Origin of the sequence: Janthinobacterium sp. SUN128 (genome assembly GCF_030587275.1) — a bacterium.
GTDB classification, from domain to species: Bacteria; Pseudomonadota; Gammaproteobacteria; order Burkholderiales; family Burkholderiaceae_D; genus Janthinobacterium; species Janthinobacterium lividum.
On record NZ_JAPWHY010000001.1, the window covers coordinates 1,812,411 to 1,827,519 of the forward strand.

General features: G+C 64.8%; 14 protein-coding genes. 5 read left to right on the plus strand and 9 right to left on the minus strand.

The annotated features are described in order from the left end of the window. Positions 1-4 precede the first annotated feature (4 nt). The 4 genes from O3297_RS08265 (at position 5) to O3297_RS08280 (ending at position 4,709) form a co-directional block, all read left to right on the plus strand. Complete coding sequence (locus tag O3297_RS08265; protein WP_034782366.1) at positions 5-1,261, plus strand: alpha-xenorhabdolysin family binary toxin subunit A; 1,257 nt, start codon at positions 5-7, stop codon at positions 1,259-1,261. A 72-nt stretch (positions 1,262-1,333) separates the two neighbouring features. Continuing rightward, on the plus strand, positions 1,334-2,353 hold the full coding sequence (locus O3297_RS08270) for a hypothetical protein (protein WP_305048327.1): 1,020 nt from the start codon (positions 1,334-1,336) through the stop codon (positions 2,351-2,353). Next, positions 2,350-3,372, plus strand: a complete 1,023-nt coding sequence (locus tag O3297_RS08275) for a hypothetical protein (RefSeq protein WP_092605052.1) — start codon at positions 2,350-2,352, stop codon at positions 3,370-3,372. Before O3297_RS08270 ends, O3297_RS08275 begins: the two co-directional genes overlap by 4 nt. 116 nt (positions 3,373-3,488) lie before the next feature. Beyond that, positions 3,489-4,709, plus strand: a complete 1,221-nt coding sequence (locus O3297_RS08280) for a response regulator (protein WP_305048328.1) — start codon at positions 3,489-3,491, stop codon at positions 4,707-4,709. Here the strand turns inward: O3297_RS08280 and O3297_RS08285 are convergent. Continuing rightward, the gene (locus O3297_RS08285; protein ID WP_305048329.1) at positions 4,694-5,074 is read right to left on the minus strand and encodes an immunity 22 family protein; all 381 of its coding nucleotides are present in this window, start codon (positions 5,072-5,074) and stop codon (positions 4,694-4,696) included. The genes O3297_RS08280 and O3297_RS08285 overlap by 16 nt on opposite strands. A gap of 2 nt (positions 5,075-5,076) precedes the next feature. Further along, positions 5,077-7,770, minus strand: a complete 2,694-nt coding sequence (locus O3297_RS08290; protein WP_305048330.1) for a polysaccharide deacetylase family protein — start codon at positions 7,768-7,770, stop codon at positions 5,077-5,079. A 161-nt stretch (positions 7,771-7,931) separates the two neighbouring features. Between O3297_RS08290 and O3297_RS08295 the strand changes: the two genes are divergently transcribed. Continuing rightward, positions 7,932-8,057: a hypothetical protein gene (locus O3297_RS08295; protein ID WP_256608825.1), complete on the plus strand. Its 126-nt coding sequence runs from the start codon at positions 7,932-7,934 to the stop codon at positions 8,055-8,057. Between the two features lie 19 nt (positions 8,058-8,076). On the opposite strand, the gene O3297_RS08300 is transcribed toward O3297_RS08295, so the two are convergent. Genes O3297_RS08300 through O3297_RS08330 form a run of 7 tightly spaced genes read right to left on the minus strand, consistent with a single transcriptional unit; the run spans position 8,077 to position 15,088 of the window. Beyond that, positions 8,077-9,126 (minus strand): ABC transporter substrate-binding protein, encoded by a 1,050-nt coding sequence (locus O3297_RS08300; protein WP_305048331.1) that lies wholly within the window; start codon positions 9,124-9,126, stop codon positions 8,077-8,079. Positions 9,127-9,174: 48 nt separating this feature from the next. Next, positions 9,175-10,233 carry an ABC transporter substrate-binding protein gene (locus O3297_RS08305; RefSeq protein ID WP_305048332.1) on the minus strand — a complete coding sequence of 353 codons (1,059 nt, stop codon included), beginning with the start codon at positions 10,231-10,233 and terminating at the stop codon, positions 9,175-9,177. 39 nt (positions 10,234-10,272) lie between these two features. After that, a complete protein-coding gene (locus O3297_RS08310; RefSeq protein ID WP_305048333.1) occupies positions 10,273-11,154 on the minus strand; it encodes an ABC transporter ATP-binding protein in 882 nt (293 codons plus the stop codon). Next, positions 11,151-12,416 (minus strand): MFS transporter, encoded by a 1,266-nt coding sequence (locus O3297_RS08315; protein ID WP_305048334.1) that lies wholly within the window; start codon positions 12,414-12,416, stop codon positions 11,151-11,153. Before O3297_RS08315 ends, O3297_RS08310 begins: the two co-directional genes overlap by 4 nt. Continuing rightward, positions 12,409-13,173, minus strand: a complete 765-nt coding sequence (locus O3297_RS08320; RefSeq protein ID WP_305048335.1) for an ABC transporter permease — start codon at positions 13,171-13,173, stop codon at positions 12,409-12,411. Before O3297_RS08320 ends, O3297_RS08315 begins: the two co-directional genes overlap by 8 nt. Further along, complete coding sequence (locus tag O3297_RS08325; protein ID WP_305048336.1) at positions 13,170-14,018, minus strand: ABC transporter permease; 849 nt, start codon at positions 14,016-14,018, stop codon at positions 13,170-13,172. The genes O3297_RS08320 and O3297_RS08325 overlap by 4 nt, the downstream gene beginning before the upstream one ends. Next, entirely contained in the window at positions 14,015-15,088 is a 1,074-nt protein-coding gene (locus O3297_RS08330) for an ABC transporter substrate-binding protein (protein ID WP_305048337.1), read from the minus strand. The genes O3297_RS08325 and O3297_RS08330 overlap by 4 nt, the downstream gene beginning before the upstream one ends. Positions 15,089-15,109 lie beyond the last annotated feature (21 nt).

Sequence of the window (15,109 nt, forward strand, 5' to 3'; positions counted from 1 at the left end):
TACCATGAGTGTTACCGCTATTAATACCGCCGCCACGCCATCGATCGACCCGCCGCCAGGCTTGACCACGCCGGCCAATCCCCAATCCGGACAAAAGAGCCAGTTTGCCCTGTTCAGCGATAGCTGGATCGAATTGCAAGCCTATGTGGGCTCGGCCACCGAATTGCCCATCACCAAAGGCGATTTCGAAAGCAAGTACGGCGCCGTCGATGGCTCGCAGACGGTACTCGATTGCATCGGCGCAATGAAAAGCGTGCAAAACGCCTCCACCGAATTCGGCAACCCGAAAAGCCTGCGCGCGGCCCTGATCAAGAATCCCGGCCTGCTGGCCACGCCGACGCCGCCGACAGAAATCTACACGCACACAGTATGGCTGGGCCAGCGCGTGCATGACACCTCGACCAAGCTGGTGAGCGGCTATCAAAGCGTGCTGGATGAACTGCCGGGCCTGCCGCCCAAGGAACAGGTGGAGAACCTGAAAGCCTATCTGTTCGACCAGACCATGGGACCGATACCGCTGGCGCAAAAAATGTCGGCCGAAGTGGCGGCACTGATCAGGAAGCTGGGTCTGTTCGAACAGAAAATGAATGAATACAACAGCAAGCTGCAGGCATTTACCAGCAGTTCGTCGACGATGATCGCTAATGTCAACCGCACCATCGGCGGCCTGGAAACGAAGATCGTGGAGCTGGAGAAACTGCGCGATGCCGCCTACAAGGCCTGGCGCGACTTCACCATCGCCGCCGTCACGGCGTCCGTCGGCTGCGCGCTGATCGGCGGCCTGCTGGCGCCATTCACGGGCGGCGTCTCGCTGCTGGTGGGCGGCGCAGCCGCCATCGCCGCCGGCGTCGGGCTGGGCATCAAGGCGGCGCAGAACCGCGCCGCCTACAACGAATATTGCACGCAGATCAGCAGCCAGACGCAGGAATTGCAAAAGAAACAGCGGCTGCGCAGCGACTTGGGCGACTTCAACACGCAGATGGCGCGCGTGGGACCGGCCATGTCCAAATTCCTCGGCAACCTGCAAACGGTGGAAGGCGTGTGGGTGCAGATGAATACGGACATGATCACGCTGGGCAACAGCATCACGGAATCGAACGTGGGCAGCATGCCTTTCCTCGTCAAGGCGAAAGCCAAGCTGGCCATCGATTCCTGGCAAGCCATCGATGACAGCGCCAAGCAGTTCACCGTGCAATCGCTGGTCGACTACGACAACCTCGCATTCGGCCAGCACCTGTCGGAAAACCAGCGCGCCGCTTGATGATAGTTGCCCCCCGGCTCAGGCACCGGGGGGCAAACATACCGATCGTTGGCTTCTAGAAAGGCAAACACCATGTCGAGACAATTCGGATATCCGCTGGCAGTGCAACAGGCGGCGCTGCGGCAAGCTGTTGATGATGGCAATCCCCATCTGGCGTTTGAAGGCGGCAGCGCCTGGGATCACCTCACGTACTACCTGGTCCAGGCGGACAAGCTGCAGCCCGGCCCGGACCAGCCGCTGGCAGCGGCGGCGCAAGCCGTAGCGGACGAGGCTGCCCGCTTTGGCACGCCGAAAAGCTTGCGCGCCCTGCTGGCCACATCGCCTGACGCCCTGGCGCAGAATACGCCGCCGGCCATGCTGTACGCGTGCCTGGTGTGGTTTGTCTTGCGCCTGAAAAATTCCGCTGCCAGCATGCTGTCGTATCAGCAATCACTGCTGGAGGCGGGTGTTGGCGCCAGCGACAGGCGCGAAGTACTGCATGCGCTGGGACCGATGGTGGAAGAAGCGCGCGCGTCCATTGCCCCCCTGCTGCAAGGCTTGAACAAATGGAAGGATGGCGTCTTGCCGGCGAATGCGGCGCTGGCCCGGCTGGCAACACAGACGGGCACCGATCTGCAGGCACAGCAAGAAGCGCTGGGGCGCTTGCTGGCAGCCATCGCATCGCTAGAGGAACAATTGGCGCACCTGGGCCTGTTCAGCGGGCACAAGAAAAAGGAACTGGAGGCGCAGTTGCACACCTTGCGCGAGCAGCTGACGCGCGACACCGCGCTGTCCGAGCAGCTGCGGCTGCAACTGGAAGGCGTCAACCTGCTGCTGGCCAACGGCGGCTGGCTGGAAGCGGCCATCGATGAGCTGATCCACTGGCTGGACGGCTTGCGCACCGCGTGGAGCGCTCTCGGCTCCGGTACGACCCAGCTGGCGGCAGACGCCAGCGACGCGGAACTGGGCAGCGACAGCTGGCTGGCGCAAACACTGGCCAGCGCCATGGCCTTTCCCCTGTGGCAGGCGCTCATCACCGCCGCGCAACGCTACGCCAGCAACGCGCTGGTCGACTTCCCCGCGCCGGCCGACGCGGCGGGACGGCAGCCATGAGGCGCGCCGCCGCACGCCTGCTGCATCTGCTGGCCATGGCCACCCTGGCGCTGGGACTGCTGCATGCACCCGCCATGGCGCAAAACAGCAATACCGCCGCGCTGGAAAACGCGCTGCGCCAACTGGCGCAATTCCAGCGCGAGGTGGCGAATATGCGCAATGCCGTGCGCCAGCCTCTGGGGCCGTACCCGCTGTACACGCAGTGCAGCTGGTGCAGCGAGCATGCGTGGTGGGGCCTGGGCATGTGCACCAAGACGACCACGGAAACATGGTCGCAGAATGTCGATTTCACATGGACGCGCAACCAGCTCGATCAAGTGCTGGCCCGCGCCGAACGCGATGCGGGCAACTTGGGCGCGGCATATGCTCCCACCCAGGCGTGGATAGACAGCTTGCCGGCCTTTAGCCGCGCCTTTGACGCGAACGCCGACCGCGTGCTGGCGGTGCAGGAGCAGATCCGCCAGGGAATCGGACCCAACGACCAGCAGCGGCAAACGGCGACGCAGGCGCTGCAACAGCTGAGCAGCGACATGGAGCGCAGTTCGGCCCAGCTGAAGGCGGGCACGCAGGCGCTGGCGGTGTCGCTGCAGCAGCAAAGCGCCTATCGCGAACAGATCCGCCTGGCCATCGAGGGTGCCGACCGCTCGGCCCAGGAAGCGCTGCGGCAGATTGAACAGGCAGCCCAGTCGCATCACTGCCAGGATGGCTTGCCGCAAAAGTTCAATGCCATCCGCGACGACTTCAAGCGTTCGATCCAGAGCATCTCGGCAGCTTTCCAGCAGCTCGATAACAGCAGCCGCGGCGCCGAGACCGGCCTGGCCGCACTGCTGGGCGCTGTCGTCACCTCGCAGACCGACATGCAATCCATCCTCGACCTGCTCAAGGCGGCGCAGAACGACAAGCTGGGCAGTTTCCTCGAGCGGTTGCACCTGAATGCGGCGAAACAGCAATGGCATGACTTGGCCAATGCCTATACGCGGGTGGCGCGCGAAGCGGCGCTGGCGCAAGGAGGTGGCTGACTAAGACCGACACTGCCAGGATGCCGCCGCTTTGCGCTGTCTCAATGCCACGGCCGCCCTGCTTCCTATGATGAGCATATGCAGCTTGTGCAATGCCGCATCCATTGGGAGGGGCCGTGGGCAAATCGGATACCAGCAGCGCCGGCGCCAGTGCGCCGGCAGCGGTGCGCAAGAAAGATGCGCTGCCATTCATCCTGCTATACATCCTGCTGGCGGGCTTGCTGGCCGTGATAGGGGGGGCGGTACTGGCACCCCACTACCATGCCGTGCCGGCGCTGCTGTGGAGCCTGGGCTTTTGCGTCAGCGGCATGCTGCTGGGATTCCTGTTCGGCATACCGCGCAGCCTGCCATCGGGCACCGTCAACGCGGCGGCGCCCGACGAGCGGGCCAATGGCAAGGGCCGGCCCACGGACGAAGTGCCCGCCGCCGGAGCCGATGCGGCAGCGGGCAACGCCGGCAACACCCTGTTCCTGGGCACGCCCACGCCCATGGAGGTCAATTCGAACCTGGTGGAAGTGTCGGACTGGCTGACGAAAATCATCGTCGGCGTGGGCTTGATCGAGCTCAAAAGCCTGCCCGGCAGCGCGCGCAGCATGGCCGCCTTCATCGCACCCAGCCTGGCCACCGACACGCCGACCGCCATGGCCGTGGTGGGCGGCATCATGCTGTTCTTTTCCGTGCATGGTTTTTTGATCGGCTACCTGCTCACGCGCATTTACCTGTCCATCATGATCAAGCGGGCCGACAGCATGGTCAAGAACGAATCCGTGCGCCTGGAGAGCGGCAAGGAAATCGAAGTGACGGAACTGAGCCGCTTGCAGCAAAAATCGCTCGAAGACATGCAGGAAGCCGTGACGCAGCTGCTGCTGGCCCATCCGCCGGACGGGGGCGCGGCCGTCACGGCCCTGGCCGGCATGCCGGCGGAGAAAAAGCAGGCAGGCCTGGTGCTGTGGCTGGACGACCATCCGCGCAACAATACCTTGCTGGTGGAGCAGCTGGAACGGGAAAACATCAAGGTAGACCAGGCGGTCTCGACGCGGCAGGCGCTGGCCATGCTGCAACAGAAGCACTATGCGCTGCTCATCACGGACATGGCAAGGGTGGAAAACCGCCAGCGCATCAAGGATGCGGGCGTGCACACGGTGCGCGAAGTGCGGCAGGCCCAGCCCGCGTTGCCCATCATCGTGTATTGCAGCAAGGATACGGTCGCCAGCTACAGCACGGAAGCGGAAGCGGCCGGCGCCCGTTTCATCACCACGTCGGGCACCAGCCTGCTGGCGGCCGTCAACAAGCTATTGCATGACGAACGCCAGGACGGCGATCAATCCACCCGGTAACGGTAGCTGCCCACGTAATGGAGCGAACTGCGCTGCGGGTGCGCCAGCTGATTCGGCGCAAACACGCACACGCTCGTGTCGGCCAGCACGCCCTGCGCCTCCGCGTCCGCGCACGCCTGCGCCAGCCAGCTGTCGCCATACGACACGCCATCGAGCAACTGCACCAGCGGCACTGGCGCCGCCAGCAGCGCGCTTTCAACACAGGCCGGCTCATAGCACGTGAGTCCCGTTTCCAGGAAGAATGGCGACGGCACGGTCTCGCCATCCTCCGTGTATGTGGGCGCCAGGTAGGCCTGCAGCGCTTCCCAGCCGGGAAAGCGCCCGTTGCAGGCAAACACGTGGACGGTCGGCATGGTGGAAGACAAGCTTACAGCTTCTCCATCTTTTGCCGTACGGCCGGCGCCGTCGCAGCCGTCGGCGCCAGTTCCAGATAGGTTTTATAGGCCGCTTTCGCCTTGACGCCATCGCCGGCCTTGGCATACGCGTCGCCCAAATTCAGATAGGCGATGGCGCGCGACGGATCCATCTTGACCGTGTTTTCAAACCAGCGGGCCGCTTCGCGGTATTTTTCCTGCTTGTAGAAGACAAAGCCCAGGTTGTTCGCCGCGAGCGCGAAATCGGGCCGCAGTTTCAGCGCTTCCGTAAATTGCGCTTCCGCCGCCGCATATTGTTTCTCCTTGTACAGCTGCAAGCCACGGTCGTTGGCCCGCTGCGCCAGCTGGCGCGTGGAGGTCGGCACGGCGCCTGGCGTGACGATCTTCTGTTCGCCGCCCTGCAAATCCTTCACCGTCACGCTGGCAGCCGCCGGCTTGGCGTCGAGCTTGCTGTTCAGGGCAATGGCTTCCGTCGACAGCTGCGTCGTGTTCGGGCTGAGGAACTCCGTCTCGCCCGGCAATTCAAACACGAAATCGCCGCCTTCCGAGCCCGGCAAGCTGCCGAAGGCGGGCGTCTGGTTCGATACGCTGGACACGGCCGGCGCCACGTAGGCCGCCAGTTCCGTGGCCGTGATGAGGCCGTCGCCGTTCAGGTCGCCCTTGCCCGCCAAGCCTTGCAGCAAGGTCCACGTGAACACGGAATGGCCGTTCGGCCCGCCATCGGCCACCAGCTGGTCGCCGCCGCCAGCCGTCAGCATTTGCCTGCCGATGCGCTTGGCATTGTCGCGCAGGAAGGAGCTGGAACCGGCGCCGCGGGTCAGGCCCAGGCCGCTGTAGCAGGCGTCCATGACAAAGAACGCATGCTTGGCCGTCAGGCTTTCCGCGATATTCTGGATTTCCGTCATCGGGATCGCATCCGTGGCGAACTGCGCCGGATCGGAATCGACGGGCACGATGTAGCCGAGGTCGCGCCCGGAACTGAGCTTGCGCGTGGCGCCATGGCCGGCAAAAAACACGAAGATGCGGTCATTCTTTTGCACGCCGCCATGCGCCAGCTTGTCGTGGAAGGCGGCCAGGATATTGTTGCGCGTCGCTTCGCCATTCTTCAGGGTGACGACGCGCTCGGGCGCGAAGGCGAACTTTTCAATCAGCGTTTCGCGGATGCCCTGGGCGTCGCGCACTGCATATTGCAGTTTCGGCCACTTGGCGTAGTCATCGATGCCGATCACCACGGCCCAGGAATTGGCATAACCGGTGGTGACGGGCACTTTTTCCGGCGCGGGCGCGGAACTTTTCGCCACCTGAAAGCTCGTGCCATCCCAGCCCGCGAATTGATAGCCTTCCGCGATCAGCTTGTCGAGAACGGCCGGCAAGGCTTTCACCGTGCGTTCGTGGATGTCGTGGAAAAGAATGATGCCGCGCCCCGCCTTGTCGACGGACGCCAGCACGCGGTTCGTGATCGAGCTGGGCACGGGGTCGGCCCAGTCCAGCGAATCGATATTCCACATCACGGACTTCAAATGCGCATCGGCCAGCGCGGCCATGCCTTCGCTGTTGCGCGCGCCATATGGAAAGCGGAACAGCGCGGCCCGCTCGGGGCTGATGGCCTTCAACAGGGTGTCGGTACCGAGGATTTCGCCTTTCAGCTTGTCGCCTGTCTGTTTCGACAACTGTGCGTGGCTGAAACTGTGGTTGCCCACGGCATAGCCTTCCTTCATCAGCTTGCGGCTCACTTCCGCGCCCGAGTTCAGCTTGGCGTGGCCTTCCGCGTCCAGGCTGCCCAGGTTGCGGCCCACGTTGAAGAACACGGCCGGCACGCCATACTGTTTCAGGATGGCGCTGATTTCTTCCGTGTAGCGGCGGTGCGGGCCGTCGTCAAAGGTCAGCACGATGGTTTTCTTCGGCAAGCCCAGGCCGAAGATTTCCGCCTCATCTTTTTTTGGTACCGGCTTGGCTTCGGGCACGGAACCGGCCGGCGGTACCGCATACGGTACGACGATGCCGTTTTCCTTGAGGATCTGTTCGCGGCTGTAGAGTTTTTTCAGCTGCGCCACGTAATCATCCCACCGTTCGCGCTTGAGTTCGATCGCGCGCTGGCCCAGGTTGCCGAAGATTTGCCGGATTTCCTTCTCGTAATTGCGCTCGATCTCGCCCAGCGCATCGAGGTCTTCGGAAATGCGCTTGTGCAGCTTGATCGCCGGCAAGGAGGAATCCTTGGCCACGTCGGCCAGCATGCTTTGCAGCAGTTCGCGGAAAGCCAGGCGGTCGGCGTCGTACAGGCCGGGATCGGATTCGATATACGTCAACAGGCTGTCGAGCGCCTCGAAGCGGCCCGGATTGGTGGGCGCAGTCAATTGATCCAGCACAAGATCGAGCTTGGCGATCCGCTCCTGGTTTTCATGGAACAGCGCCTGCCCCACCTTGCGCGCTTCATCGCGCGCGCCTTCCGGCAGGCTTTGCTCGTCGGCCAGCAGCACGATGATCTTGCGGAAATTGCCCAGCAAGTCGCGGAACTGGGCGGCCACGGCGGCCGTATCGACGGTCGATTGGGTCGCGGCGGCCGGGCTGCCAGAGGCGGGTGCGCCCGGCGTGGCGGTGGCGGCGGGACGGGTGTAGCTATAAATGCCGGCCCCAGCGGCGAGTGCCACGACGACGGTGGCGGCGATCTTGATCGGCTTGGAAGTCACAGGCTTGTCATTCCCTTCACATACTATGCATAGAATTCAGATGGCGCGGATGCGCCCGATGCATAATTGTAAAGCACGCTAGGCACAAGCTCAGCCCGCACGCTGAATTTGGGCAATAATATCGCTGAACACCTTCATAGATAGTGAAAACGGAAAAGACGATGCACAAGAAACTCTGCGCAGCCGCGCTGATGCTGGGCGTGGCCCTGATGCTGCTGCAACTGCGCGCGCATGCGGGCGATGGCACGGACAACGTTGTGGCCGGGCGCGTGTGCCTGCCGCACTGAACCACGCCTCACGCTGACGCTACACCTTGGCCGGCTCCCAGTAATTGGCCAGGCCCAGCTTTTTCAAGCCTGCCGCGACGAAGCGCGGTTCCAGCAATTCTTCCGCCGTCAACGGTAGGCGGATCAATTTTTGTTCCTGCGCAAACGCCAGCACCCGGCGGTAATGGCGGTACACGGCGTCGTCGTACAGCGGCGACCAGCGCTCCTTCCACTGCAAGCCCGGGTCGTCATAGCTGCGCCGCACCACGCTGTCGGGCGTGCCGTTGCGCGTGCCATCCTTGATGATCGCTTCGCGGTTGCCGTCGAGCGCCGCCCAGTGCTGGGCCCGCAGCCAGGCCGTGGCCACCAGCTCGGCGATATCGGGATGGGCTTGCGTAAAGTCGCGCCGCGCCCACAGTTCCGCGCGCATTTTACGCTCGGGCAAGCCCTTGCTGGACCAGATGATGCGGCCGATGCCCTTGTCTTCCAGCGGATAGCCATTGATCATGAACAAGGCGTCGACGGCGCCCGTGGCCAGCGCGGCCGTGCCCGGTTTGAGGTCCATATTAATCAGGCGGAAATCCGTGGGCGACATGTGCTGGTCGGCGATCAGCTGGCGCAAGCCCAGTTCCCACGGCCGGCCCCGGTGCACGCTGATGCGCTTGCCTTTCAGCTCGGCCAATGACGTGGCGCGCGAACTGGTGGGCACCAGCAGGAACTGGTCCGTGCCCCGCCCCGCTGGCACGATCACCTGCGTGCGCACGCCGCCCGCGTTCAGGATAACGGACGGCAAGTCGCCATACGCGGCCATGTCGATGCGCCCGCTGGCGAACGCTTCATTCATGGTGGCGCCCGTGTCGCCCGTGACGGGCAGCCATTCCAGCCGCACGCCCCGCTGCTTGAGTTCGCGCGCCAGCCAGCCTTCCTGCTGCACCCGGTAAGCGATGCCGCCCAGTTCCGCCTTGCCGTTTTCCGCAAAACCCGTCGAGGCGATGCGCAGGGCCGCCGGCGGCGCCCCCGCCTTCGCCGACACAGCCTGTCCCGCCAGGGGCAGCAAGGCCAGCCCGCCCATCACCGTGCGTCGCCGCATCGCATTCTCCTCATCATCAAGCATGGCCACTGTCGACGTGCTTCCCGCTCAAGCCGCCCGGCGCGTCTGCGCCAGCGCCGCTTCGAAGGGACGGGGATCGATCCAGGCGCGCACGTCGACCTTGCTGGGCAGGAAGTTCCAGCGGAACAGGAAATCGCTGAAATCCTGCAAACCCGCGACCGACGATTCCGCCAGGTCCGTGTCCAGGCGCAGATGCGCATCCTTGCCGTAAGCCACTTGCACCCAGTGCTCGCTGGCATTCGATTCGCGCGCGAGGAAACGCCGCGTCTCGTCCGCATGGCCGCGCGCCCACGCTTCGGCCCGCAGCACTTGCTCGACCAAGGTCACGGCAGAGCTAAAATGATTGTCCAGCAGGTGCGCATCGACGCTCAGGGTGCGCGGCGTGCCATTGTTGGCGCGGATCAGAGGCTCCGGATGGATGCCCGTGTCGATTACCGTATGCAGGCCGAACTGCTGCGCCAGCTGGGCGGCCGAGGCGCCTTTCAGGAAGATGGCGTCCACCTCGCCCCGCAGCAGCCCCAGCAGTTCCGGGCTTTGCCCGCCGCGCCGCGCGCCGCTGAACAGGTTTGTAGCCGCGCCCGTTTCCGGCGCCGTTTCGCTCTGGCCCGTGCTGACCACATAATCGACCAGTTCCACGTCCGCCACGGCCAGCCCTTCCAGGCTCAGCGCGTTCTCCAGCCCGCGCAAGGCTTGCGCGCGCGCAAAGTCGATCTGCGCCTTGCTCCATAATGGCAAGCCGAAACGCCGGCCCTTCAAGTCGCGCACCGTCTGGATGCCGCTGCCGGGCAAGGTCAATATCAGCTGCGTCTCATCCGACCACGACAGGCCGATCACGCGCGTCTCGCGTCCCGCCGCGCGCGCCCACAGTGCCGGGATATTGCCGCCGTGACGCACGGAGTTCTGCAGGGTGTGGTCGAAATGCGATTCGCGCACGGCTTCCTGCTCCGACTCGCGCAAGGAGCGCAAGCTGGTGCCGTCGGCGCGCAAGGCCTCTTCCAGCCAGCCCTGCTGCAGAGAAATTCCCAGGCCCGTCGGGACGGGGCAGCGCGTGTACCACAGGGTGTCGAGTGCGTTGTTATTGCTCATCTTGTATCTCCAGAGTGGGTGGACCGGTCAAAAAGGAAACTACAGCGCCATCCTGCGCGCCCATTCATTGCCATCCCATGAACTGCTGGGATCTACATCCTGCGCCAAGGGCGCATGCGTGTCGTCCAGGTCGCTGAAATCCGCATGCAAGCCATCGCGGATGGCGACAAAGCCCGGAGATCCCCGCTGGCGCGGGTGGGCCAGCGGCACGTCCTGCACGCGGCGCACCTTGCCCGGACGCGCATCGAGCACGACGATGCGGTCGGCAAGGTAGACGGCTTCATCGATATCATGCGTGACCATGACCATGGTGATGCCCTCGTCCTGCCACAGGCGGCGCAGCTCCTGCTGCAGGCGCAAACGGGTCAGCGCGTCGAGCGCGCCCAGCGGTTCATCCAGCAGCAGCACATCGGGCCGCCCCACGAGGGCGCGGGCAATCGCGGCCCGCTGCGACATGCCGCCCGATAATTGATGCGGATACGCATCCGCATAGCCGTCGAGGCCCACGCGCGTAATTTCCGCCGCCACGCGCGATGCGCGCTCGGCCAAGGGCACACGGGTATTGCTGAACGCCACGGCCACGTTCTGCTGCACCGTCAGCCAGGGAAACAGGCGGTGATCCTGGAACACGAGGCCGCGGTGCAAGTCCGTGCCCCGGATGGGCACGCCATCGTGCAGCAGCAAGCCCGTGTAATCCGTGTCCAGGCCCGCCAGCAGGCGCAGCAATGTCGACTTGCCGCAGCCGGACGCACCGACGATGGCGACGAATTCGCCCGGCGCGATGGTCAGGGAAATATCGTCGAGCACCAGCAGCGGCGCGCCTTTCAGCGAAAACGACTTGCTCACGTGCTGCACCTGCAAGCCGCCGCTCGAGTGCAGCTTGTGCGGCGACAGGGCCGAGGGGGAAACAACATCATTCATGGCGCACTCTCTGCGTTAGGATCGAAGGAAGGAATGGCGGCGGGCGGCGCCCGGCGCAGCAAGCGGCTGCCGTGGAACGCCAGCCAGGCGGCCAGCCAGGGAAATAGCCAGATCAGGAACACATTGCGCAAGCCCGTCAGGTCGGCCAGGCGGCCCGCCGCCAGCGCGCCGGCCGTGCCGCCCACCATGCCGAACAGGGTCAAGTGGGCCGAGACCCTGGCCTTGTCGACGGGCGCGCGGGCGATATTGTCCGTATTGACGAGGTTATTCACGCCCAGGCCCAGGCCCAGCAGCACGGAGGCGGTCAGGTAGGCGATGCTGCTGGGCCACAAGCCGAGGATCAGCAAGGCGGCCATGATGGCCAGGTGGGCGCCGCCATACAGCTGCTCGCGGTAGCGGCTGGCCAGCACGAAGCGCCCGAGGAACAGTAGCACCAGCACGCAGCTGAGTCCCTGCACGGCCATCAGCCAGACGGAATGATGCGCAGGCCAGTGCAGCACGCGGATGGCCAGCAGGATGGAAAACACGCCCACGCTGGACGCCGTGAAGCTGGCGAGGATCTCGAACAGGTAAGTCACGCGCACGATGGGCAGGCGCAGCAGTTCGCGCAGGCTGGCCGCGCCGGGCAGCAAGGCTTGGCCTTCCAGCTTGCGCGGCGCCGTATTGCTGGGCAACACTTGCCAGCCCAGCACGGCCAGGATGGCGAACATCAGGGCCGAGATCAAGAAGCCTGCCTTCAGCCCCAGTTGCGCGATCAGGTAATTGCCGCACAAGGGGCCGAGGAATTGCATGCCGAGAATTAATGTTCCCTTGTACCAGCCCGCCTTGCCCTGCCCCAGTTCCGGCAGGCGCACGAGAAACACGGTGCTCATGGCCACGATGCGCAGCGAGATGCACAGGCCGACGAGAAACATCAGCAAGGCCACCCATTGCCAGCCGGGCAGCCACGGCAGCACGCAAAAGGCCAGCGCCAGGCTCAGGCTGACACCCGCATACAGATGCTTCGGATTGCCACGCGACAAGATGTAGCCGGCCGGAATGGTGCCCAGCGCCATGGCCAGGGTTTCCGCGCTGCTGATCGCGGCGAGCTGGAAATTGCTCACGTGCAAATGCAGCCCCAGCAAGGTGGCCAGCACCTTGTTCATGCCGATGGTCACGCCCGACAACAAAGTCAGGCCGATAAAGCGCAGCAAGAAGGCGCGCAACTCCCCTTCGCGGGCGCTGACAGCCGCGTCCGGTTGGAATGGCAGGGATTCACTCACTGCTGCGCCCCTTCACCAGCAGGCGCGCGAGGCGTGCAAACGCCACGTTCATCGCTTGCGCCAGCAAGGCGATCACGAGCACAGCCAGCAAGACGACATCCATGCGGCCCGACACTTCGCCATTGAGCAGCAACGAACCCATGCCGGGACCGGCTGAAAACAGCAGTTCGCCGCCCAGGCAAGCGAGCCAGGCAAACGCCAGCGCATGCGTGACACCGGTGACGATGGCCGGCATGGCGCCCGGCAGCAAGATCTGGCGCAGGGTCTGCCAGCGCGTCAGGGTCAGCACCTGCCCCACTTCGCGCAAGCGTCCTTCCACCTGGCGCATGCCCGCATACGTGTTGAGCACGGTCGGGTAAAAGGCGGCGATGGCAATCACCAGCAGCTTGGCGCCGTCGCCATTGCCCACCCACAGCCCCAGCAAGGGTATCAGGCCCAGCAGCGGCACTTGGCGAATGCTGTGGAACAGCGGGCCGATCAGCCGGTCCGCCAGCGGCGACTGCGCCATCAGCGCGCCCGTGACGATGCCGGCGCTGCCGCCCAGCAGCAAGCCGGCCAGGGTGCGGCCCAGGCTGGCGCGCAAGTGCACCCACAGCTCGCCCGTCAAGACCAGGTCGCGCAGACTGTGCGCCAGGTCGCCCAGGGACACAAAGATGTAGGCGGCGGCCGCGCCCTGGCAGGAAGCCCATTGCCAGGCGCCCAGCAAGGCCAGCGGCAGCAGCGCGCCTTTTATGAACAGTATCAAACGCTGCTTCATGCGGCACCTCCCTTGCCATCGCCGCTACGTTTCCAGCGCATCAGCCGTGCTTCCAGCGCGTGGCAGGCCCGGTCCAGGCCGAAGCCGATCACGCCCGTCAGCACCACGCCCACCATCACCACGTCGAGGCGGAACATTTGGCGGCCCATTTCCATCATCTGCCCCAGGCCGCTGTCGGCGGCCAGCAATTCCGCGCCCACCAACACCATCCACGAACGCGACAGGGCGATGCGCATGCCCGTCAGCGCGGCCGGCACGATGGCCGGCAAGACGATCAGGCGGATGCGCTGCCAGCGCGAGAAGCAATACACTTGCGCCACCTCAAAGTAGCGCTGCGACAAGTTGCGGATGGCGTCATGCACGGCCAGCGCGACGATGAAGAAACTGGCCTTGGCCACGATAAACACTTTAAAACTCTCGCCTATGCCGAACAGCAAGATAAACAGGGGGATCAGGGCCACCGTCGGCAACTGGCGCAAGACGTTGAACGTGGGGTCGACGTAGCTGCGCAAGCCTGGCGACAGGCCCAGCACGACGCCAAAGGCCAGGCCGCAGCTGGCGCCCAGGCCGAAACCGGCCAGCAGGCGGAACAGGCTGATGCCCAGGTGCTGGCCCAGTTCGCCGCTCTCGGCCAGGTCGCGGGCCGTCAGCAGTACTTGCCATGGCGACATCAAGATGTGCGCAGGCATCCACTCGAACGTGGTGGCCGCCGTCCACAACAGCAGCAGGGCGAGCGGCGAGGCCCACACGGACCACGGCGAGCGCACGAAGCGTCGCAGCCAGGGGATGGAGGCCGCACGCGCTGGCGCAGGGGCGCGGGGCAAGGCGATGGCGAGGGAAGTCATGGCGCCCAGTACGTTTGCAGCTTCAGCTGCGCCAGTGCCTGGTTGACGAACTGGGGCGCGAACAGGCTGTCCACTTGCAGGGGCCGCGCGATCAGGCCCGCGCTCTTCGCATACGCCGCCTCGCCCACGTAATGCTGGCGCAGGCTGGCCGTAAACAACGGCGACCAGCGCGCCTGCCATGGCGTGTGGTCGCCCGCCAGTTCGCGCCGCACGACGCTTTCCACCTGGCCCGCCGCCGCCTCCGTGCGCACGTATTCGTCTTCGCCGCCGGCGCCGGCGGCCCGGTGGTGCTCGCGCACATACGCCGTCACCACCAGCTGGGCCAGTTGCGGATAGCGTTGCAGGAAACCGCTGTCGGCCCACAGTTCGGCGCGCATCTTCCAGTCCTGCGGCGGCGCCTTGCTGGCCCAGATGATCTTGCCCACCTTTTTATCTTCCAGAAGGAAGGCATCGCTGAGCGTAAAGAAAGCATCGGCGCCGCCCGTCGCCACGGCCGCCGCACCGGCCTGCGGATTCAGGTTGAGGATCTTGACGTCGCGCAAGGTCATGCCGTTCGCTTCCAGCAGGCGCGCGAACGGGTATTCCCAAGGCCGGCCACGGTGCAGGGCGATCTTCTTGCCCTTCAAATCCTTGATCGACTTGGCCGTCGAGCCGTTCGGCACCACGAGATAGGTGTTGTTGGCGCTGCCGCCGGGCAGGATCAGCCGCGTCTGCAAGCCCGAGGCATTGGCGATAATCGACGGCAAGTCGCCATACTGGGCCAGGTCGATCGAACGGTTGGCAAACGCCTCGTTGACTTGCGTGGCCACGGAATTGGTGGTGACGGGCACCCACTCCAGCTTCACGCCCAGCTTGCCCAGCTCGGCCGCCAGCCAGCCCGTTGACGCCACCTGGGCGGCCGAACCGGCAAACACGGTCTTGCCGGATGGCGCCGTGCGGGCCACGACGGCGATGCGCACGGCGGCCGGCAGTGCTTCGGCGGCGGCCGCCATCGCTGGCGCCAGCAGGCTGGCCGCCACGGCGGCGGCAAGCACTTTGCGCCAGCTCAAATGTAAGAATTTCAATGACATCTGTAGCCTGTTCGTGAAAGG

Coding starts and splice junctions, on each gene's coding strand:
- O3297_RS08265 (WP_034782366.1), top strand. CDS start 5: ATGAGTGTTACCGCTATTAATACCGCCGCCACGCCATCGATCGACCCG.
- O3297_RS08270 (WP_305048327.1), top strand. CDS start 1,334: ATGTCGAGACAATTCGGATATCCGCTGGCAGTGCAACAGGCGGCGCTG.
- O3297_RS08275 (WP_092605052.1), top strand. CDS start 2,350: ATGAGGCGCGCCGCCGCACGCCTGCTGCATCTGCTGGCCATGGCCACC.
- O3297_RS08295 (WP_256608825.1), top strand. CDS start 7,932: ATGCACAAGAAACTCTGCGCAGCCGCGCTGATGCTGGGCGTGGCCCTG.
- O3297_RS08300 (WP_305048331.1), bottom strand. CDS start 9,126: ATGCGGCGACGCACGGTGATGGGCGGGCTGGCCTTGCTGCCCCTGGCG.
- O3297_RS08305 (WP_305048332.1), bottom strand. CDS start 10,233: ATGAGCAATAACAACGCACTCGACACCCTGTGGTACACGCGCTGCCCC.
- O3297_RS08310 (WP_305048333.1), bottom strand. CDS start 11,154: ATGAATGATGTTGTTTCCCCCTCGGCCCTGTCGCCGCACAAGCTGCAC.
- O3297_RS08320 (WP_305048335.1), bottom strand. CDS start 13,173: ATGAAGCAGCGTTTGATACTGTTCATAAAAGGCGCGCTGCTGCCGCTG.
- O3297_RS08325 (WP_305048336.1), bottom strand. CDS start 14,018: ATGACTTCCCTCGCCATCGCCTTGCCCCGCGCCCCTGCGCCAGCGCGT.
- O3297_RS08330 (WP_305048337.1), bottom strand. CDS start 15,088: ATGTCATTGAAATTCTTACATTTGAGCTGGCGCAAAGTGCTTGCCGCC.